This window comes from Providencia stuartii, from assembly GCF_029277985.1.
Lineage (GTDB): Bacteria > Pseudomonadota > Gammaproteobacteria > Enterobacterales > Enterobacteriaceae > Providencia > Providencia zhejiangensis.
This window is the reverse complement of the sequence record NZ_CP119546.1, coordinates 3,968,076-3,989,930: the sequence shown is the minus strand read 5'-3', so window position 1 is coordinate 3,989,930 and position 21,855 is coordinate 3,968,076. Positions and strand designations below refer to the sequence as shown.

Here is a 21,855-nt window from a genome sequence, read left to right as displayed (position 1 = left end):
AAACTCTCTGATAAAGGTTGCTTTAGCTAAAATAGGAAGCCATCTCTCTCAAGGTAAGCCTGTATAGATAGGAAGTAGATTCAATGATGAGTTTTTTATCTTACGGGCGATTACTGAAGTAAGGATATCTGCTAACAAAAGCTCTCTATCAGACCCTATAGCGTGACAGTATTTCCGAATATTTCTCGAAGCCTCTAGCACGCTAATTGAGGTATCCAGATTGATATCAAAGTAAGCCTTAATAGATATTGACAATTCTAACATTAACTGAGTCAAAGGCGTCTCTTTGACAAGTGTTAAAGGCTCATGAAATCTGTCTTTCAGTAACCACTCTAATAACACTTCTATCCCCGACTCCGTCAAATCAACTTTCAATTCATCTAGTTTGTTGGACAAGACGGCAGAACTCCCCAGCATATCTGCAAGGTAATATGATGCAGCTCCCAACAAGCAAAGGTAATAGTCATACTCTGTTTGTAATTTTGAACCAATAAGAGCATCGAAATACTTAGCAACATTTCGAATTTCACCTCTTCTTTGTTCATAAAGAGTAACATTTCTTTCTGAGGAGAGTTCTTCACGACATAAATCACCTAATATGCCTATTGTCATTAATAACAACTTACTAGGAGACTCAGTCAAGTGTATATGATGCTCTTCATCTAAGCTAAATTCGTACATTTTAGCTTTTGCTTTAGTGATTGAGAGTAGTTTCGATGATTGATTCTCAAACCTCATTAGCGGCCCTCTCGAACAGCGTATGAGCAAGAGTCATTAGCTCATTTCCTTGAATTGCCAGAAGTTCTAGATCTTGTGCATAAGGATGGTTTGTTGTGCTAGCACCAGAAAGTACTGCGGCATCATATGCACTATCAGAGCAAATGGCTGCTGCTCCGAATTTCAACTTATAAGGACGATTAACTGAATCTTGAAACCTATTTATTGTACCTATGCCAGTTAAATCGTTTCGGTCGATCATTCGTTGCTTTATTCCATGAAGTGACTCAGCTAAGCGCAGGTGATCTTTCGCTGAATGATCTATAGCTTCTTGAAGCATTGATTTCGGACCAGCACTCAGTTTAGCCTTCACTTCATACACTAATAACTCATCATTATTTGGATCTCTTTCTACTTGCTTAAAAGCTAGCACATCAGATCCTTTTGTGGATTCGTTAGGTACACCTTTTCGATCATAACGTGTTCTAGGAACGAAGTAGTTATGTAGGTAAGTTAAGTAATCAGCGACTAGAATTTCTGCGAAATCTCCAGCTCGAATACTGGGCCCAGGTGCAATAGTAGCACTCGGAAATTTCATAGAGAGTAGATAATCTGCGCGGGTCTGCCCTGGAGCCTTGAGCAGATCGATTTGAGCATCATTACAATAGTGATTTCTAAAATGCTTGGCCCATGCTGTCATTTTTCGTTGGTCATTAACATCATGATTAAAGCGAAAAACCTTTGCTTCCCGACCACATTCTAAAGTCAGCACACCTCCAGTATCATGGAGCCATTGTATATGCTCATTAGTCCACGGCATTTTTATTTCCTAATCGATAGTATTTCTAGAATATAAACAAACACTCTAGCTAAGTCGCTAGTATACTAATAATACGTCTTTTAACATTGAGTAAAGTAAGAGCAATATGCAATATGAGTAATTAAAATTAATTCACTATCTCTTACGATAGTAATTTAGATAATGAAAGTATTTAAAAAAAACAGCATCGCAAAATTAGGTTACATGTAAAAGCTATAACTTACTTGTGGTTTCTCATTTTTATCTACATATTTCATAATTTCACCAACTTTCTTTGCACATTCGATTGTAATTGGTAGTCGGCCATCAAGTTGAGTGTTATTCCAATTCATTTTTGTCAAACCAAGTATTTCTTCACATAGTTCTTCTAACGATGAATCATTTTCATGAGCAATAACTCTTAGTGGACTAGGAATATACATACCGGGGTAAGTTTTGTAGAAATCAACAAATCCTCTAGTGTAAAGCAAACCTTCGGACTCTGAGATAGATAGCAAAGTTCCTCGTTTTGGTGGGTAATTAGTTTCACTAAATAGTCTTATATCTGATTCGGTAATCGATACATAATCTCGAGAGCGAATTAATTTTGCATCGAGAGCTTCATTAAAACCTTCAATTTCACAAACTCTAAATTGACTTGATTTATGAATTACAACTCTTGCAGGCATTTGCATTAATGCTTTGTCATATTCTGATAAAGCACTACTTAACAACTCGAAAGCTTGCTCTTTTGACATATAAGGACGCCGATCTGTTTTATCTAATGCAACTGGACTACCTCGTAAAATTACGCCATGGCCAAATTCATCAAATACTTGTGCCAAACTTGTTGAAATAGTTTCACCATCCCTACTTTTATAAAAGCCAATACCTACATAGCATGACCTAGGTTTATAAGTATTCTCAACTAGTCTCCAAGGAACAGTACGGTTTCCTTTATAATACAAAGCAGTGCTGAAGTTCCAAGCTTTAGTTGCATCATCCTGCTGACCTCGAGATGCCTTGGAATCGTCAATTGTATTTTCAATAACAAGCTGTAAAGGTACACCTAAATGCATTGTTTTTGCTTTTATCATCCTTCTAAAATTATGTTCCATATAAACTTCTAGTTGAGCGTTATCATCAGTACTTTTTCCTGTATTTTTTGTTACTGATTCAAACAAATCATCAGGAATAACACAAACTATTACATCGACAGCTCGATTTTCAGTTAAAAACCTAATCTGATCATAAAACAGTTCAACAGCAGCATTAACTCTATCCTCTCTTTTTATAATTGATGCAATTTTATTCAAACTGGATTTTTGTATGGATCTTGTATAGGCAGGTGAAGAAAGTAACTTTGAATGAAAGCCATGAGAGTCTGCGAAGCCACCAAAGCCTTTAAATAAGTTTGCAAGATTAGATTCTTTTGGGAGTATTCCTGCTCTACATTTTTCTAACCAAATATCTAATTTGTCTACACCTTCACCTCGCCCAACAATACCCAATCGTAGCTCTGATTTCCTAAACTCATCTTTTTTATCATATACTCCAAGCCTTTCAATTCCAGATCTTGGACATATATGAGTCCCTTTACCAAATTCAAGAGTTGGTTCAGCTAGTACCTTAACTTTCATCAGAACTATCCTCCATTTCTTCATCTGTTTCAAAATCTGGATATTCACATTCGAGTATTTCTAGTTGTGATATTGCTAAAGAAGAACTCTTTTTATTAAGTTCTGAACTTAGAAAAAAAGCTATAAATCGTGTAATGTTTCTTACTGTTCCTGATGTCTCTAGTTGTTTTTGTTTGGACAAAAATTTGTCATGTCCTAACGATTTTTTATAACGATTATAGGTATATAGCCAGCTAGGAATTATTAAGCAATACCAATCATAACCAATATCGATGAATGATAAACTGAAGCTGATGTGTTTAAAATAAAGAATTTTTTCTGGATTTTTCGAGTTCATCTTTTTTTCAAACACTGTTCTTGTTGCTTTTTTCTTACCAATCCATTCGATTTTTCTAAATTCGTCTTCTTCATGTTCAGGTAAAAAGTAAAAACAGTTTTCTGATGAATTAAAATTTATATTCAAGTCAGCAAGCTCATCTCTAAAAGTGTTTTTTAGTAATTCTTTGACTATACTTCTATATTCCTCAAATTCGGATTCCAATAGTTCTTTTGTTTGCAACGGTTCAATGTTATTAACATCAATTAGCTGTTTTAATGAGGGGTTAAACTCGGGATTTACAAATGAAAATAATTTTCCTTCATGAAAAACCCATCGATTTGATAAGGAACCATTTAAAACCATAGCTAACTTAATCAATGTTTTTTTATTATAACGCCTCTTGTTGAAATTTAGCTCCTGTCTAGCTCGTTCTAGGACTTCTTCGAAGTTAATGTTGACTTCAGAAATAAATACCTCATCAGGAAATGTTATTTTTGCAAGGTTTGTAGTAATTATTTTTTGCTCAGGAGCTTTAACGTCGGTGTATTGAAGGTAGCCATCTATATCACCAAGTATTAACTTTAACTCATGTAAAACCCTTTTTTGGGCTGGAAGGCGCAAAGAGGTTGTTTTAGATAAAACATCTGATAGGTCTATAATTTGGTTTTTTGTGCTAAATTCGAATCTACCTTGAACTATTTTATCGATTGCTTCTTGAGAATAGGAATTTTGTTTTTCACTGAGGATAAGAATAAATAGTTCATCGAAATTATTTTCAAATCCATGTTCAAGAAATACACTTAAGGTTTTCTTAACTTTATCTATTCCAGATGTTGAAGTAACTTGAAAAGCTATACGGTCATATTCATCACCTAAGTCTATTCCTGGGAAATTTTTTTGTTTTGAATTAAGGTTAACTAATCTAGGGAGATTAAATACTTCTTTTAATACAGGTATTAATGCATCTTCAAGAGAAAGATTTACATCTAGCCTACCTTGCTTAGTAGCAAGATTAACTTGGCAAATGATCCTACTAATTACATCTCTTAGCTCATTTTCGACTGTGATTGTTTCCAAGGTTACAGATCTCCTTTACTACGTGTCTTTAAAGCCTGGTGCAACAGAAGCGCTCGAACACCCTTGCAGAATATTCGTATTTTCTAACCTGAGTTGATACTCAGCCCCATTTAGTTCCACATTAGTGCTACAATCTACATTCCATTGACGAAGCAGGTAACCAGCAATAGCAGAGCGGACTTCCAGAGTTAGCATACCTTTATCCATGTTGTAATCAAGTTCAATAGCTTTTGAGTGTTTGATAGATGGATTAGGGATAATATGAAGTTCAATAATATTGTTCCATTCATGATATTTAGAATGAGTCTCATGTTCTAATATACTGGAGTCTAGCTGTTTTATAGATGTAAATCTTGAGCAAATAAAATCTCTAAAGCACTTTGTTTTTCGGTCAAAAGCTCTTACGTGCCAACGATGGCCATTATTCACGATCGTATGAGGTAATAGAGTGCGTGTACTTGAACCTGATCTAATGGATTCATATTGACATTTTATTGGTTTTCGGGAATGAATTACTCTCATGATGGCTGAAATTATAGAGGGTTTAAGGTGGGTAAGTTTTATTGTGTCAAAGCACACTAAGGGTGATTGTTTTCTAGATAAAATTCCATCATCAGATGCTTTTGCCAATGTCGTTAGTATTGCTTCTGAGTCATGTACAAAAATTGGTTTAAACTGATTACTGCGTATATATTTTTTTTCTCATGGGTTAAAACTGCATTTCCAGGTGCGAGCTCACGGTACATAGCTAGGTCACGAGAACAAGATGCTAGCCCAGTTTGAAATTTTTCAGTTAATTCCGTTCGAGAAATTTGCCCAAAATATTCCAAACAAAAATCAATATATGTTAGACGTTCTCGTTGAGCATAATTTAGTCCTTCAATCACAATTAGTACTTCTCTCACTGTTTTTTTATACACTAACAGAAGAATAAAAAAGATACTATCAAAACAATAGTATCTTTTTTGTAGTTGGTATTAATGGAACTTCAAAAAGGAATGCAAAAAAACAAAAATGGCAAGAGATGTCTTATCATGTATTAAGCAGTACAGATACGTAGGAATAACAATGAGTATGATATTGATGTCACGAACATGTATATTCTTGATCTTCAACTAGTATAGTAGCTATTTTTAATCAATGATTAATTTCTTAGTAAACTGCGATTTGGTGAATTTTTCTAGCTAGTGTTGGTAGTGGCATAGCTATGCCTCATGGCGGGCATGATGCTTTTTCATTGTTAAATTTCAGGAGTGATTTAAAAGCTGATGCTATTGATACGGAAGGATGGGGAATGGGTTAAGCTCTGGATTCGGCAATACGTGCCTGTAGCCAATTCTCAACCTCGCTCTTTAACCAGCGAGAGCTACGTCCCAGCTTGATAGGTTTGGGAAACTCGCCATCTTGGATCAACTTATAAAACCACTTATCTGTTAGTCTGGTTAAACGGGTTATAAATTTCATATCAACGCATTGGTCATCTAATAAGGGAATCGCTTGAGTGCTCATTATTGAACTCCTGTCTTTAAAGTTAAAAGGCAGAAGGGATATCGATAAATGTTTAGGGATATCTCTCTTCCAAAAGATATCCCTCTCATGTTTTTTATTGGTAGATTAACGGCTGCATCCAAAAGAACGCTCGCCATCACCATAATATTTTGTATGTTCTTTGGCTAAGTAACTACAGCGCTGGTTTAATTCGAATATCGTACTTTCATTGTTGGCATTATTGTTATCTAGCCAAGTAATTGCATTGTTTGGGATATGAACTAAATAACGCTCGGCAGGGTAGTTAACACCAATTGCACTACACCATGCTTGTTGTATGAATACATAGAGCGTCCCTTCGGTTTTAATAAAGTCGCCAAGACCCCAATAGACATCTTTATTTAATAGCAAAATTACATGGTAATGTTTTTTGTTGTTTATCTCACCAAACTCTCTGACCCATACATAAAACAAGGGGCATGAATGGTTACGTTTCCATGCTTTATTTTTACGTTTTAGGTCAGCATCTATTTTTGCTTTTAAGGATTCGAAGAATCGTGTGATAACTCTGGAGTCGCTAAAATAAAATATATCTTCTGATGGGAATCGCAAGTCAACGCGGATAGCTGTAATACGATTACATGTTAAGAGTGATTTACGAATAGTGTGGTTTATCTTCTGAATGTAATGCTCGTTGTGGGTGTTTCTAGACATGATTGATACCTTTGGTTGGTTTTATTTAATATCTAGAATGGATGCTGTTAAAAATAAGAATTCATCACTTTATAAAAATGATGAACATATGAATTATGTGAGTCAGTGACAGGGTAATGAATAAGATAAAAAGTGTATATGCGATAGGACTATTGGCAGTTAGTGCATTTAGTTTGGCTGAAGAACAACAGCGTTATGCGAACACCACACATACGAGCTCAAATTTTATTAACCAAGGCTGCTGTGGTTATTCATTTACCCTCGATAATGGCGGTAACCATATGGTTCTCGACCACGCAGAGTTTGGTGCTTTTGAACCAACGCTGCGAATGAAAGATGGACAAGAAAAAGTATTAGGGGATACGGTACTGGAAGTGGAGCCTTTTGGCGATTCTAGCGCCCCTCGTGCTACGTTTGCAAGATTGGAAATTCCTTGTGAAGATGTTGCTGAATTTGAAGTCGTTAGAGTGGTGAAAGATCAGAACGGGCGTAAAGTTGAGTCACTGATATCGATCTTTCAGGCCAATAATCCAAGGTTGGCTAAGGTTTCGGTGGCGAAAAGTAAGTAATAATTGGTTTATATGACCCGATGTTAACTGCTAAGTTAGCATCGCATTAACATTATGATTATTATGGACGAAGGATAATACTAAACACATTTTTATCCGATGTTAAGTCGTCTTCTGGAGTGGGTGAAAATTGTGTTTTTTCAATTAGTTCCATACCTCTAATGCATAGATTTTGATCATTGTTACTATTTTTCTCATTAGGGATAGCTGAAATTAATTTTCCATCGTCATTGAGAGTAATTTTAATTTCGCACTCTTTTCCCTTATAAAGGTCTACATCATAAAACCGACTTTGAATGGATTTTTTTAAATTTGAAGCATAAATATCCATTGGATGCTTATTAGCTGCGGCTGCGTTTAAATAAGCAGGAAAAAGAATGACAAAAAAAAGAATGTAATTTTTTAAATTAATGATCATTTAATCGCTCTATATTTAATAAAAACAGTTTACTTCAACATTTTACGAAGTAAAAAATCAGCTGCATATGCAACTATAGGAATTAAAAATACACCATGTATTATATAAGATGTCATGAACATGTGGCCAAGTACTCCAGTGATTGAACCACTACTGGAGTACTGATTTGGATTGGCAATATAAATATTAAAGTACCAAGTAATTACAGAAAATATGTACGGTAGAGCTATGTAAAATAAAAAACGATAGCCATTATTTATCTTACTTTTGATGCATAAAAAGAATAAGGGGGCTATAGATAAAAGGTAAATAGCAAAAATGATACTCAATAAGGTTTGATGTTGAAATATAGGCACTGTATTCATTGCCTTCGGATACAGCCTGAAAAAAAACTCATGAACCATTTCAAGGTAATAAAATAAAATACCTAAAGATAATGAGATATAGGATATTTTAGTAGGCACCTGATATCACCCCACCACGGCTAGGGTAGTAAATATCCAATAGTTGTTTTTTTAGTTCCCAAGGCGAACGTAGCCAAAAAGGCTCTTCCAACTTACTAAAAATTCCGCCACTTTCATGTAACACCGTATAAATACGTTTGGCACATTCCATGATCCCAGCACCACCATATTCAAAGACTAAATTACGTAGGAGTTCTGCTTGTTGTTCAGGTATAACAAATTCAATTATAGCAATATCTTCACCATCGTCTCTCTGGTAAGCTAAATAATCATCCCAATCATAATTTGGGTATTCAAAAAATTCTCCTGAACCCCGGTGTATAGTTACCCCATCTTCACATTGTCTTTTGTAACATCCAGTATATGAGCCTGCAGGGTCATATAACAAAGAACCTTCGCCTTCACCAATAACCAACCCAACATGGCCTATCCATTCGTTGTTTATCATTACATATATTTTGACAGGATTTTCAATGAGTGAATCATTGATTGGGTTTGGATTGGTGATAACGGGAATATTTAAATTATTACTAAAAACATTATTAACAGTTGATGGCGGCTTAGGTGTTGTTATTAGCTGCTTTTGTTCAGTTTCAACGAAAGATCTTGCTTTGGCTGGCTCATCTTCTTTACTGTAGCAATCAGTGATGGAGTTTATCAGTCTTGCTTTGCATGGGCAGGAGCTAAAGCTATCCAGTGTCCCAGCCATCATTCTACCATTACCCCATACATTGCTAACGCCACCAAGTATGTTGTATGTCCCAGAATGCTTTCCACAGGTAACTAGATCGCCCTGACGTGCAGCAGATCTTCCATGAAATATAAAGGTATTATCACCGGTTAAAATCTGACCGCCACATGTTGTTTTATCGCCAACTCGTAAAAAATATCCTATCGGCATGCCTGTCCCTAAACGTAACTGAACTTAAGTTAAATGTTATTGTTGACCAGTGTTAAGGCATTGACAAGTTATTTTTAACAATTACTAAGGATTACAATTAATAAGAGTAGGGTGTTAGTATTTTAATAATGTCCAACAGGAAGGATAAAAATGGTATTATGTCAGAAGCTTATGTAAGAGAGGGAGTGGTGCTAATTAATTTAGTTCTCAAACCTCAAACCACCGAGTATACATTTAAGTATACAAAAATTTATCCATAAATTTATATCAAACAAAAACAATGCATTGACTATTAAAGGCGAGTCCGGCCTTCGCACCACTTAAGTGAAAATAAGACGTTAAAAGGCGTCTTTTTTTATGTCTCAAATTCTCTTTTCGTAGTATGTAATTACGTTAACTTGTCATAACGTAATTTATTCAATACATCTTCTCTCGAGTTGAATATATCTTTTAATAACAATTATGCTTTTAGTTACCAAAAAAGAGTTTATTTCCATGCCTCCAGCATCTCCTTGGTTTTGGCGCTTGGAAGACAATATATTCTTTTCAAAAATGGTATTAACCGCTTCTCTCGGTAAGTTCCCAAAGTGCCGTTTTGAATTTTTACTTCATATCGACACCCTGTAGTCAATCGCAACCAATATGTTGGCATTGAACAAAGCACCATACTGATTAAATAATCGTAACCAATGTGCACTGCTTACAATTAGCGATATGCGCTTAATATTAAAAAAGGTGCATAACGATTAAAGATGGCTGTTTCTGGCCTATCTATAAGCGCTGAGTCTATGACTTTAGGCTCTTTTAAAGCATCGAGGGTAAACCCTGCACCAAGCAGCCCAGTGATATAACTTTCTAATGTTCTATGATATTTAATAACATCCTCAACAAACCATGTAGTGTGGCGTATTGATTCATTTTGGTAGTTATCAACGGGCATACAGACAAATTCACCATTTATATTTTTCATAAATGATGATGATTTCGCAGTACACATTGGGTGTTCGACCGAAAAGATAAATTTCCCACCTGGTTTGAGGTGTGAATATACCTCTTTGGCAAGTTGATTAAAATTAGCAACGTAATGAATCGCGAGAGAGGAAATCACTAAATCAAAACTTTCTTGAAACTTAGGAAGATCAGTCATTGAGGCATGAATATATTCAATATCGTCAGTGTGTGTGATGAGCTTTGCTTGCTCAATCATGTTTGCAGATAATTCAACGCCATAAACTTTTTTGGCTCCCATGCTATGGGCATAGCGAGCAAAATCACCGAATCCACTCCCTAAATCAAGAACAATTTTATCCGTTAAATCCGGTAGTAACACCCTTAGCGCGGGTTCTTCCATTATTCCATTCAGACCCGTGTCATTCATTCTTAAGCTTTTGTACTTCTCAAAGAAAATTGGATTATCATAGATATTCTGTTCAGACATAGTCATATAATTCCTAAGTGATCCTCAATTTGAAATCATAACGTTCAATCGATTGCGATAAGCTATATTTAGGTCATTTCAATAATATAATGAGGTGGCACTTTTGTTCGCACTTTTTGTGTTATATAGGTATGGCTTAACAATATTTTAGAACTCTAGGTAGAGAAAAATGCTCAGAGAGCAATACTTGAGTTATTTTATGTTGTGTTTCTTGTATGAATAGCAATAGGTTATAAAAGTTAAAAATGCCTAGACTGCACTCGTCAAATTAAACTTATATCTGATATTAGTCAGTTATAATGTGTGATAGTGTATTTTATAATGAAAAATAAGCAAATACTCCTATGATTCGTTAACTATTTTTAAGATAATAAACGTGTCGTTAAAGTTATCGTTGAAGTATAGTTTCATATTGTTAATATATTTGATTGGCTTTCGGATTAAAAAGAATGCAAAGAGTCATATTCTATGATGAAACAATATATAGATAAGATCAATCACCAGAAATTATAATAAGCATATTAGAAAAATTACCAGTATGGAAAATTTAATGTTTTAATTAAAAGACAAGGCTTGGTGTTTTTCATACTCCATAACTGACTATAATTAATCCAATAGACTATAAGCGATAGAAGCGCGTGAGGTATGAAAAACTATACCCTATTTAGAAAAATATATGTTCACTACATCATTATTTCCGCTGGCGATACCATGTATTTTTAACCATGTAGTCAAAATAACGTTCTGATTTAATATGAATAAACTGCAATGGTTCTTTTACATGCCCAAATAATGGCGTGCCGCCACCTAATAGTATCGGTACAGTTGTAATTATCATTTCATCGATTAAATCTTCTACAAGACATTGTTTTGCTGCGGAGCCTCCATCGATATAAAGGGTGTGAAAGCCTGCACGATGTATTGAGTCTATTACGCCCGTTATATCACCCCGTACAAGATGTATCGCTTTTCCTATGAGTTTTTCTGGTATTGCTTTCATTGAGTTTGACAAGACAAATACGGGTTTATTGTATGGCCATTCACCATCAAAATTACATACAGTTTCAAATGTATTTCGTCCCATGACAACAGCATCAATTCTTTGCATAAACGCTGAAAAGCCCATATCATCTTGTTCAGGATTAGGAACGGAAAATAGCCAATTTAACAGATTATTTGCATCAGCAATATAGCCGTCTAGGCTGGTTGCTATATAGATAATATTACGCATAGTACTTTCCTTTAAAATAATAATCAGTTCAAAATAGTTGGCGTTATTCTCTACTATTAGTACCTTAACGTTTACTTAGGGATCAATATAAATTAGTTGCTGATGTCCCAATAGAGCACTTAAGAAACCAAGGGTTCACATATTGATTGATTTATAACCAATAATTATAAAGTGTTGTCATAAAATATAACTCTGTAGAAGATTTTGTTGGGTAAAATGAAAATCACTTTGATATTTTCATTTTTTAGCTACGGAGTTTAAATAATTTTATTAAAGATAAATGAATTCAAGGGATGGTAGATGAGTTTTCGTAATCAGAGAAAAAATAATAATCTATCTATATTGAAATAGATTAAGTTTATTTAATCAGATTACAGCTCTTATCTGGCCACATCATTCTTTGGCCTGCTTTTTCTGTAATCTGATATGGTACAACCCATAATCTCAAGGTATCTGAAAAAGCAAAATGTTGTTGTATTGGTTGACTAAAATCATCATGTGCTGGATAGATTAAATACATCTCACCTTCTCCATTAAGATATTTCTGTCCATAGGCAAACATTTGGTAGAAGTCCGATTGTGATAGCCCATATAGTGATTTTTTTCTTTGTTTGCAATTTATTAACTTCCATTTAGTGTCCATCACTATTTTAGCTTTAACAGGCTGGCGTGATTGAATTAGCAGGTCTGGGCGAAGTTTAAAACAGTTATTATTGCCATGTGTTACTAAGGAATAACTGCTTACTTGTGCTGCAATTTTAAATTCCGGAGGCAATTCATTGTGGATGGTTTGTGCAACAAAAGCCTCGAATATTGCTTCCATAGGAAATAAAAGTGATATTGCTTTAACATTTCCTTGTAAAGAGGTTGGGCTCATTCCCCTGAGAATTAATTGTGCCCAAATGAGTGGTTCATGATAATGAGCCATGCCGCGTTCCAAGCGTAGGCTATTTATATCGCTTTCAATATCACGACTCAGTGGAATACCGTCAAAAGCAAAGCGTAATTCGTAAAGCCAGCGTTGATTCTCTGATGATAATTTTAAACTAACCAACGCATTTAGTGCGGAGTGTAAAAGCCGATTGGCTGCACAATCAGGCATGTATTCATCATACTCAATACAAAATCTATGACGATTCACTATGTTATGTCGTAATTGTTCTGAAAGAATTAACTTTCCTTTTATATATGACGAGTTATTTTGCTCACTTACATAATTTGAACGTAAACCTTGTTTAATTAATAGGCTAACGCTATACAAAAATTGGTGGATAAAAATTTCAAGCAGCGGTGTATGTTGAGTTTGTAGCGTTGTCTGTTGTGTTCGAAGATGTCGAAAGTTAGGAAGATGGCTTAACATTGTAAGAAAGACTTCTCGTGCACTCTTACTCGTGAGGTTTTTACCAATTTTAGGTAATATCTCAAGCTGTGTGCCATGAGGTGTATATAAGACTCCAGCGTAGTTTTGTACCTGAAGTAATTTAAAACCTGAGCGTGAAGTCAATTTGAATAATTTGCTTCCTTGAGGAGTTGCTAAACTCAGTTGCTCTAAATAATCAAAGAGTTCTGGATGAAGTATTCTCACGCCAGTAGGCGATGATTTTTCTCTTCCTAAAAGGTCATACTCGAAAATAGAAATGACTTCATCCATATATTTCTAGCCTACTTATAAAAAGGGGATTATTGTGGTTGATAAATTGCTTTATAGGCTTGTGGGGTATCCCAAATTTCCTGATCAAATGCCTCTAATTCATATGTTGTTAATTGCTGAATATGGCTTCCTAATGGATGATCGCTACCAAAAAGCGTATCTAAATCGTTATTTTTTTCAATGACGAATTGTAAATGCTCCTCAGATTTTTGATTATCAGCAAGTACTAATCTAATCTTGCTCCAGTCATCGAAGAAATATTCCTGCAAGAGAGGGATAATTTTATTCTGAAATACCCACTTTAATTGTTCAAATGCGGAATCTTCATCGTGAGTATCGAGTGCTTTTTTTACGGGTATAAAGAATGCATGTCCTAATGTGTGTTCTCTATCATAAAGTGCTTCGATACGGCTGTTAAGTCTTTCTAGCAAAGGCTCAAGTTCAATACCTTTAACTTTTATATCACTTAATAAAGATAGATCAGGCATCATTTCAATAAAGTCAAAGCGGCGGCGTAAAGCCGTGTCCATCATAGCTAAAGAACGATCTGCGGTATTCATGGCTCCAATAATATCAACATTGGCGGGAACACTGAAATGAGCACGGCTATAAGACAGTTGCAGGCTCATGGCATTGGGCATGCCAGCCCGTTTGTCCACTTCAATGAGTGAGATCAGTTCACCAAAAATTTTGGAAATATTGCCGCGATTGATTTCATCAATGAAAATAGCATAGCGATGCGCTGGGTCGGCATTGGCGCGTTGACATAGGCGCATAAAGATACCCGGCTCAATAGGGTAAGAGATATTGCCATTTTCGTCAGAGCGAGGGCGGATACCCTCAATAAACTCTTCGTAGCCGTAAGATTGATGAAAAGTAACCACAGCAAAACGTTGGATGGCTTCCTCAGGTTTAGGGCCATGTTTAAGCTCGGTGTAAAGTGAGAGCAAATCCTCTACTTGTTCGAGCTGTGCATCAATTAGCAGCCACTCGCTATTATCTGTTTTATTAAATATCGCAGGTTCACGCCGATTCTTATAATCAACGGTTAATGATTCGGGAACGGTATAGGCTTGCAAAGTAGCCCAAGCTGTATTTGATAAATTGCTATTACGGTCATTTAATAATGCTTTACGCTGAAACCATGTATGTTCAATAAGTTGGCGCACTTTTGCGCGTTTATTAAGATCAAGCAACACTAACGTTATTACCTGCATCCAGTTTAATGGCTCAAGGCGAGAATCCAGCCAAGCATCGCGGTCGGCTGGTATAGCATGAGAGGTGTACTCTTTCATTTTTTGCTGCAATGTGTAAGTCTTACCTGTGCCTGGTGGGCCAAAGTAGATCACGTTAGTTGGTTGATGTGAAAGGGTTTTAGTGGTGTTGGGTTCATGACTGGCGGTTAATCGGGGGGTAGGTACCGTTTTCTTTTTTTGTTGATTATCACGTTCACGGAGCAACTCATAGAGATGCCAAGTAGCCATATTCACGTAATAAGGATCTATATTGGGAGATTGTGCGTGGATAGCTTGCTTCAACTCGTGGTTTTTTTGTAACCAATTTCCCTTCAGTACCAAACCGAGGTGAAATTGCTTATTAAGGAAATCTGCTGTTTTAGAAAACGCATTTTCGTCCACTGTGCTGGTGCAGATTTCGGGTGAAAAGGCGGCAAATACACGATTTTTTAAGCTCCAGTACATACGCTTAAATTGCCCATTTTTTTTGGCCTCTTGCAGAGCATCGTTGACGTATTGGTAGGTTGCTTCATCTGGCTGCTGACGAATGCGCTCAGTGAGCTCTCTAAGTAGTGGGAGATTCTGTTCGTATTCAACTAAAGATGGAACACCTTGTTTAATACTCGCAATACCATTACTACGTTCATACCATAGTCGTTTTAGCAAATCATCGGTTTCAGGCATCAAGAATGTTGACGTTTTCTGTAGCTGTGCTGTTAATTCTCGGTATCGTTTATTCCACTTTGACAGAGAATAGTTTTTATCTTTTGCCAAAGTGTTAATCAATTCACTTAGAGTCAGCTTACCCGCCTCAACATTATCCACAAGAGCCATTGTGATGTTTCCTTTACTATGTGATACGACTGATTATTTAAATTTTTACTTTTATTTTTAGTTATTTGATTCTAATACAATCAGTTAATCTTACTAGTAAAATTAACTGATTGTATTATTTTTTTAAGTATCCAAGAAAAGTTTTTAGATAAATTAATTCAACGCGTATTGCTGCTTGGTTTTTAATCATTAAAATAGATTCACATAGTGCCCCCTTAATTTTTTGCAGAATATCTTAGAAAACGGGGTGGTTTAACGCTTGAGTGGTGGATGATTTTATAGTTATCACTATGCCATCTATCTAATTTAAGTAAAAAATTATCGGTTTGCTCACTTAAGCATTCATCGTGTAATGAACGACTAAAACGAGTTCAGTATAATTTAGCTATTTTTTAGTATATGTTTAAATCCTTACAACAAAACCACTAACTTAAAGGCTAATGGATCCATGACCCGAGTATTATCAGCTGAAAACTATCAAAAGATGCCGTGGAAAAATGGGCAGGGTTTTACTTTAGAAATTGCGCGTAGTCACGGTGTTGGGTTGACTGATTTTGATTGGCGCGTTTCTATTGCAGATGTTAAAACAGCAGGCGCTTTCTCCCATTTTCCAAATAGAAAACGGATCATTGGTGTACTTGATGGTGGTTCGGGGCTGGCTCTACATATTGACCAAAAAGCAGCGGTAACATTGCGGCAAAAACAATTTTTTGCATTTCATGGAGAAAGTGATGTTTATGCTGAATTGTTAGATGAGGCCATTCGTGATTTTAACCTTATCTATAATCCAGAAAAATATGCGGCTCGCCTTCATTGGTTCCATACACAGCAAAGTCCTGTTCCATGGATTAGTGATGCCGAGCGAGTATTGATATTTAATATCGCAGACCAACTTAATGTCACTGTCGATGGCAAGTCTTATGCTTTGAATGCATTTGAAACATTGTTGGTGGAAAATGAAGGGAATTCATTAGCGTATATTGCAGCATCTCTATCAGAATATGACTTTTGTCTTATTGAGTTATTCTCTAAGTCATAATCTTTTATCTTAGTTGGTAACGCTGTTCTTTTTTATAAAATGAACAGCGTGAATGAAGATTGTTTTTTTATCTTTATTAATTCTAAATAATAAAGTTTTTTACTAAAAAACAACGGAAATGAAAGAGGTAAAGTCTCACATACCCTTAATCTGATTATCGCTATCTATAATAAATCTCCGTGCTTTTATATTCTTTATTATTAAAGTGTGTTGTGATGTTCATATTTGGAGCGATTGGAGAGAATAACATTATTCGCGGTGTCACACTGATGATATTGGGTTTTTATGCTATATTAATAAAGAATATAGCTAATTAATCAAATAGTGATTAATTAATTTTTCTGTCATGAGTTTGACACGTGACTGTCATTATTCTAGCTTAGATTTGCAATAACTAAACTAGGAGACAATATTATGTTTAGTTTGGATGCTTTGTTGCAAGATATATTTCCTGAGCGATCCCCTCCCGCTTGGCAACGTAATTTACTGAAAATACTTTTACTGGAAAAAGAATTTAAACAGTTTGCAGAAGACTACCCGCATTTAAAAGGAATAGATCTCGTTGAGCAAATAGTTGAGCATTTTAATATTAGTTGTGAATTAGTTGATGGCGACCTAGAAAATATCCCTTCTCAAGGCCCTGTTGTGTTAGTGGCAAATCATCCGATAGGTTCGTTAGATGGTTTAGCCATCTTGCGAACCGTAGCAACCATTCGACCAGATGTTAAAATCGTTGCAAACCAACTTTTAAATTATATTGAGCCACTAAGTAGTTTATTTGTTCCTGTCGATAATATGGGGAACCGTACGAGCAGAAAACAAATTGAAGCGATGCAGCAGCATCTAGATAAACAGGGGGCTTTGATCTTATTTCCTGCGGGTGAAGTTTCTCGATTGAGCGCTAAAGGTATTCGTGATGGTCATTGGCATACTGGCTTTTTGCGCTTAGCTGCTAAAGCGCGAGCCCCAATCGTGCCTATTCATGTTAGTGGGCGAAATAGCCATCTATTTTATTTGACCTCATTTATTTATCGTCCTTTATCTACCCTATTATTAGTGCGTGAAATGTTTAAGCAACGGGGCGGACGAATAAAAATTCGCATTGGTGGTCGTATTCCCTTTACTCATTGGCATGATGGGCATACGCGAGCGCATGATCTTGCTGAGCGTTTTCGTCGCCATACTTATCTTCTAGGGCAAGGAAAAGAAGGGTTATTTATTAGTGAGTCCGCGATTGCTTTACCTGAAGATCGCCTTGAATTAAAAAAGGCATTAAGCGCATGCGAACGATTAGGTACAGCTCCAGACGGCAAGGCTATTTTTCTTTATCGTCGAAAAGATGAAGAGAGAACCCCAATTTTACGTGAACTGGGTCGATTACGAGAAATTGCTTTTCGGGCAGTCGGTGAAGGTTCGGGAAGGCGGCGAGACTTAGATACTTATGACGATGATTATTATCATTTGGTGTTATGGGATGAAAATGAATTAGAAATTGTTGGCGCTTATCGTTTTATTCCTACTGCTGAACAATTGGCAAAAAAAGGAATTGAAAGCATCTATAGCCATACGTTATTTCATTATGATAAAGAAATGCTTCCCATCCTTGCGCAAGGCATAGAATTAGGCCGTAGCTTTATTCAACCGGCATATTGGGGAAAGCGGGGACTTGATTACCTTTGGTTGGGAATCGGGGCTTATCTTGCTAAATATCCTCAATATCGTTATTTATTTGGTCCCGTATCAATATCTGGTGCGATGCCTATTGCGGCGAGAGACTTATTAATTGCTTTTTATCGGCTTTATTTTTCGCCCGAACATGTAATAGCACAGTCTCGTCGACCATACCCTGCATCACTGCCACAGGTATTAGCGCAATTTTCAGGGGATAATTATCAAGAAGATTTAATTAAACTGAAGAGCCTTTTGAATAATATTGGTTGTTCTATACCGACTTTATACAAGCAATACACTGAACTCTGTGAGCCAGGTGGGGTACAGTTTATTGATTTTGGCACTGACCCCGCCTTTAACAATTGTATTGATGGGTTGGTGTTAGTGGATTTGACGAAACTCAAACCTACGCGCTACCAACGCTATGTCGCAGTACATCAGGTATAGCAAATGAAATCGTGCTTTGAGAAACAATGCCGTGCTAGCACACGGCATTGAGGTTGTTGACAACGCGGGATAAAAGCGTGGTTTTCCCACTGTGTGTTATCAGCTGAAAATCTATAAATTGATTTTCTTCGTTTATTTTCAAAACCTATTCGACTTGCAGCCAAACATAATAGGTTTGGCAGCAGTCTGAATACCGTGTTAGCACACGCATTTTAATGGTCAGTCTTAAGCCCCCTTTTTAGGAGGGTTGAATTTGTGAGACGATAGCCGAAAGGTAATCCATGCTAAAAACATCCTCTTATTCACCACAAGTAAAGAGGAAATCACAGGGGTTTATACCGCGGTCATCATATGGTATTGGCGTTGCACATATCATCGAGTTCGAACGCCTAAATATCGTTATAAGATATTGAAAGTAACGTCGGGAAAGAGCCTGATAGAACAATTTATATTCTCTGCAATATGAAGGGCAGTGAAGTGCTAGAGCTAAATGTTCAGCCAGAGCATGTCCATTTTGTTGCCATGATCCCTCTTCAGTTATTAATTTCAACCCAAATGGGAGTCCTGAAAGGATGTAGTGCAATAAGACGTGATAATCGATTGCTCCCTATACGTAAAAAACGCTGAAGTCACCATTTTGGGCTAGTGGATATTTTGTTGATACGCTGGAGGGTGATGGCGTTATTATCAGGCGTTATGTAAGGTATTAGGATAAAGTTGCTCAATAACTTGAGCAACAAATGGCATTACTAGAGGATTAATCAGGAATACAGCTACCTTATCGGGAATCAATGTAACGCCACCTTTTTAGAGGTGGCATTTTACTATTGGTAACCTCTGGAATCGGTTTTTTTCTACTTTTTGATCAGAAAACCAAGGGATTCATTTAATCATGATCCCCTGTAACCAAACTGGATTATTCTGTCGATAGCAGGCTAAATGCTATTGTCACCTGTTTATTTAAAACAGATTTCAGCCCAGCGAGTAAGACCTGCGGTAACGGAACCAAAATCATTCCCGCGAACAATCGGAATATTGGGGAGCTGTTGCTGGATAGCTTGGCTTAAAACTGGTGATTGTGCTGAACCTCCAGTCATAAAGATAACATCAGGCTGAACTCCACCTTGGTTGACCGCCTCTTTAACCAATTCAATCATTTTACTTTTTGGTGATTCGATAGATTCGACCATTTGGTCACGATGAATATTAATTTCTAGCGTTTCATTGGTTAATGGAATGCGAGCCAAATAATTTTCATCGTTAGATAAGGCTATTTTAGCTTCTTCAGCGCGGCGAACGAGGCTATAGCCTAAAGTGTCATGATAAACTTCGATGAGGCGAATTAACTTTTCTGGTTCTTGTGCATCTTGTCTTAAACGATTGAGAGCGGCGAAATTTTGTTTCGCATAAAAATCTTTTTGAGCTTCTACGTTATTGATCGCGATAGGGTTCCAAAATTGAGAAATTGGCATTTTAATCCCTGACACTGTTTGGCTGCTCATACCAAACTGATCCATTAATTGCTTTAACGCCAAATAGATATCAAGGTCATTACCGCCAATCCGCTGGCCGCTGTGCGCTAATAAACTCTCGGTACGATCTGTTTTATGACGATAAGTTGGCCCCATTCTGATCAGTGAGCAATCTGTGGTACCACCGCCAATATCGACAACTAATACGGTCTGATCTTGGTGTAAAGTCGATTCATATTCTAGACCTGCGGCAACAGGCTCAAATTGGAAGGCGATATTTTTAAAGCCTGCTCGTTTTGCCGCTTTTACCAAAATAGCTTCTGCTTGTTGGTTGGCTAGTTCACCACCTCGGCCATGAAAGTTGATGGGGCGGCCAATAACAGTATCAGAGATCCTCTGCTGAAGGTGTTGTTCCGCTTTATATTTAATATTGGCCATCATCGCACACACTAAGTCTTCAAAGAAACTGATCTGAACTTCGTGTAGGCCGGAGGCACCGAGAAAGGATTTGGGGGATTTGACATAATAAACATCGCGAGGATCTTTAAGGTATAAATCCAATGCTGCTTGACCAAATACAATATCTTCAGGCGCTAATTCAATACCTTCTTCACGGTTATAAGCTAATGAACGTCTGAGAATTTGCTCACCTATTGCATCCGATGGCGTGATATTTAGATGGCGAAATAGATGTTCAGAAACAGATTCTCGAGTAGGTGCACAAAGGGTTGAAGGAATATAAGCGTTATCGCCTTCTAAAGGTAAAAGAGTGGGGGTTCCTTTATCCATGATTGCGACAGCGCAGTTTGATGTTCCATAGTCAAAGCCAATAAACATGTTGCCTCCAATGACCTTCGTTGCATATTGAAAAGGCGGCAAACTTTACCGGAAGCAGTGCATAATTACCACTATTAAAATGACATGGTTGACATGAATAATACCGCCGCTGTGTTATTTAACGCATGGAGTAATATTGGTGCAATGAGTGTGCGAGTGTGAATTCTAACGTGACAAAAAATAGCCCCCATTATCATGAGAATAATAAAGGTACTGAACGAGGTATATTGCGAGTGCACAGAGGAAAATAAAAATGAGGAAGCGAAGATAGCGAGCCATTTTCCTCTCGCGCCATACCACATGCCAGCATTGAGTAAAAAGCCCCTAAATATAATTTCTTCACCAATAGGTGCCGCAATAATTAAGGCGATTACATAAAGGAAAAACACCAACCCACTAATATGGCTGACGCTTTTTACCCACTCCTCTTCAACACCGAATAGTGCATTCAGAAACATCAGTCCGATTAACGCAAAGATGGGGAGTATGAGTGCTTGCCAGTCAATTTTACCAATAGGCATAAGGTTGAATCTCTTTTGGTAATAAGACCAACAAATTAAAGCGCAAGGCAACATCAACAGTATTGAAATAAATGGAAATGCATATGCGGAAGTTAACAAGTTATTCGCATCTGGCATCAATAGAACGAAAAAGGGTGATAAATACCAAGCAACAAATGCGCTGAGACAAATGAGTGAATGAGCGATGCGACTCTTTGGCGGATTCATAGATAAATATCCTTTTTCGTATAACGTGATTATTCCGTTGGATTTCGGTTTGGTAATATACGTAAATTTAAGATAAATTCACGTTATAAATAAAAATTTATGAAATATTTTGCGATATAGGTTGCTTAAATCATCGAAAATACGCCTTTCCACCATTCTGTCAAAA

18 protein-coding genes and 2 pseudogenes are annotated in these 21,855 nt (G+C 36.6%); 4 read left to right on the top strand and 16 right to left on the bottom strand.

The window, feature by feature from the left end; all coding sequences use genetic code 11:
• Positions 1 to 48: 48 nt before the first annotated feature.
• The 8 genes and pseudogenes from P2E05_RS21795 to P2E05_RS18025 all read right to left on the bottom strand — a co-directional run bounded on the left by P2E05_RS21795 (position 49) and on the right by P2E05_RS18025 (position 6,754).
• Positions 49 to 738, bottom strand: a complete 690-nt coding sequence (locus P2E05_RS21795; protein ID WP_276122938.1) for a hypothetical protein — start codon at positions 736 to 738, stop codon at positions 49 to 51.
• Positions 728 to 1,537, bottom strand: a complete 810-nt coding sequence (locus tag P2E05_RS18050) for a Hachiman antiphage defense system protein HamA (protein ID WP_210833809.1) — start codon at positions 1,535 to 1,537, stop codon at positions 728 to 730. The genes P2E05_RS21795 and P2E05_RS18050 overlap by 11 nt, the downstream gene beginning before the upstream one ends.
• A gap of 200 nt (positions 1,538 to 1,737) precedes the next feature.
• Positions 1,738 to 3,156, bottom strand: a complete 1,419-nt coding sequence (locus P2E05_RS18045) for an argonaute/piwi family protein (protein WP_036958753.1) — start codon at positions 3,154 to 3,156, stop codon at positions 1,738 to 1,740.
• The gene (locus P2E05_RS18040) at positions 3,146 to 4,552 is read right to left on the bottom strand and encodes an SMEK domain-containing protein (protein ID WP_272657840.1); all 1,407 of its coding nucleotides are present in this window, start codon (positions 4,550 to 4,552) and stop codon (positions 3,146 to 3,148) included. The genes P2E05_RS18045 and P2E05_RS18040 overlap by 11 nt, the downstream gene beginning before the upstream one ends.
• Positions 4,553 to 4,570: 18 nt before the next feature.
• Positions 4,571 to 4,747: a hypothetical protein gene (locus P2E05_RS18035; RefSeq protein ID WP_230089732.1), complete on the bottom strand. Its 177-nt coding sequence runs from the start codon at positions 4,745 to 4,747 to the stop codon at positions 4,571 to 4,573.
• Between the two features lie 183 nt (positions 4,748 to 4,930).
• A pseudogene (locus P2E05_RS21980) lies at positions 4,931 to 5,074 on the bottom strand (WYL domain-containing protein); the annotation flags it as partial.
• A gap of 777 nt (positions 5,075 to 5,851) precedes the next feature.
• Positions 5,852 to 6,061: a helix-turn-helix transcriptional regulator gene (locus P2E05_RS18030; RefSeq protein ID WP_272657839.1), complete on the bottom strand. Its 210-nt coding sequence runs from the start codon at positions 6,059 to 6,061 to the stop codon at positions 5,852 to 5,854.
• Positions 6,062 to 6,166: 105 nt separating this feature from the next.
• Complete coding sequence (locus P2E05_RS18025; RefSeq protein ID WP_272657838.1) at positions 6,167 to 6,754, bottom strand: inovirus Gp2 family protein; 588 nt, start codon at positions 6,752 to 6,754, stop codon at positions 6,167 to 6,169.
• Positions 6,755 to 6,870: 116 nt separating this feature from the next.
• On the opposite strand from P2E05_RS18025, the gene P2E05_RS18020 reads away from it, so the two are divergent.
• Complete coding sequence (locus tag P2E05_RS18020) at positions 6,871 to 7,323, top strand: IrmA family protein (RefSeq protein WP_163863147.1); 453 nt, start codon at positions 6,871 to 6,873, stop codon at positions 7,321 to 7,323.
• A 61-nt stretch (positions 7,324 to 7,384) separates the two neighbouring features.
• On the opposite strand, the gene P2E05_RS18015 is transcribed toward P2E05_RS18020, so the two are convergent.
• The 6 genes from P2E05_RS18015 to P2E05_RS17990 all read right to left on the bottom strand — a co-directional run bounded on the left by P2E05_RS18015 (position 7,385) and on the right by P2E05_RS17990 (position 15,495).
• On the bottom strand, positions 7,385 to 7,741 hold the full coding sequence (locus P2E05_RS18015; RefSeq protein WP_163863145.1) for a cell envelope integrity TolA C-terminal domain-containing protein: 357 nt from the start codon (positions 7,739 to 7,741) through the stop codon (positions 7,385 to 7,387).
• A 453-nt stretch (positions 7,742 to 8,194) separates the two neighbouring features.
• Complete coding sequence (locus P2E05_RS21790) at positions 8,195 to 9,106, bottom strand: PAAR domain-containing protein (protein ID WP_163863143.1); 912 nt, start codon at positions 9,104 to 9,106, stop codon at positions 8,195 to 8,197.
• A 706-nt stretch (positions 9,107 to 9,812) separates the two neighbouring features.
• Positions 9,813 to 10,544 carry a class I SAM-dependent methyltransferase gene (locus P2E05_RS18005; protein ID WP_163863140.1) on the bottom strand — a complete coding sequence of 244 codons (732 nt, stop codon included), beginning with the start codon at positions 10,542 to 10,544 and terminating at the stop codon, positions 9,813 to 9,815.
• 691 nt (positions 10,545 to 11,235) lie between these two features.
• Entirely contained in the window at positions 11,236 to 11,775 is a 540-nt protein-coding gene (locus P2E05_RS18000; RefSeq protein ID WP_272692163.1) for a dihydrofolate reductase family protein, read from the bottom strand.
• A gap of 358 nt (positions 11,776 to 12,133) precedes the next feature.
• A complete protein-coding gene (locus tag P2E05_RS17995; RefSeq protein ID WP_272657226.1) occupies positions 12,134 to 13,426 on the bottom strand; it encodes an McrC family protein in 1,293 nt (430 codons plus the stop codon).
• A gap of 29 nt (positions 13,427 to 13,455) precedes the next feature.
• The gene (locus P2E05_RS17990) at positions 13,456 to 15,495 is read right to left on the bottom strand and encodes an McrB family protein (protein ID WP_272657227.1); all 2,040 of its coding nucleotides are present in this window, start codon (positions 15,493 to 15,495) and stop codon (positions 13,456 to 13,458) included.
• A gap of 448 nt (positions 15,496 to 15,943) precedes the next feature.
• Between P2E05_RS17990 and P2E05_RS17985 the strand changes: the two genes are divergently transcribed.
• From P2E05_RS17985 to tnpA, 3 genes and pseudogenes are all read left to right on the top strand, one after another.
• A complete protein-coding gene (locus P2E05_RS17985; protein ID WP_272657228.1) occupies positions 15,944 to 16,534 on the top strand; it encodes a HutD/Ves family protein in 591 nt (196 codons plus the stop codon).
• A 414-nt stretch (positions 16,535 to 16,948) separates the two neighbouring features.
• Positions 16,949 to 18,652 (top strand): lysophospholipid acyltransferase family protein, encoded by a 1,704-nt coding sequence (locus P2E05_RS17980; protein ID WP_154622004.1) that lies wholly within the window; start codon positions 16,949 to 16,951, stop codon positions 18,650 to 18,652.
• Between the two features lie 346 nt (positions 18,653 to 18,998).
• Positions 18,999 to 19,362 (top strand): annotated as a pseudogene (gene tnpA, locus P2E05_RS17975) (IS200/IS605 family transposase).
• A 246-nt stretch (positions 19,363 to 19,608) separates the two neighbouring features.
• On the opposite strand, the gene yegD reads toward tnpA, so the two are convergent.
• Both yegD and P2E05_RS17965 read right to left on the bottom strand, forming a co-directional pair.
• Entirely contained in the window at positions 19,609 to 20,961 is a 1,353-nt protein-coding gene (gene yegD, locus P2E05_RS17970) for a molecular chaperone (RefSeq protein WP_247047816.1), read from the bottom strand.
• 74 nt (positions 20,962 to 21,035) lie between these two features.
• A complete protein-coding gene (locus P2E05_RS17965) occupies positions 21,036 to 21,689 on the bottom strand; it encodes a CPBP family intramembrane glutamic endopeptidase (protein WP_272657229.1) in 654 nt (217 codons plus the stop codon).
• Positions 21,690 to 21,855: the final 166 nt, after the last annotated feature.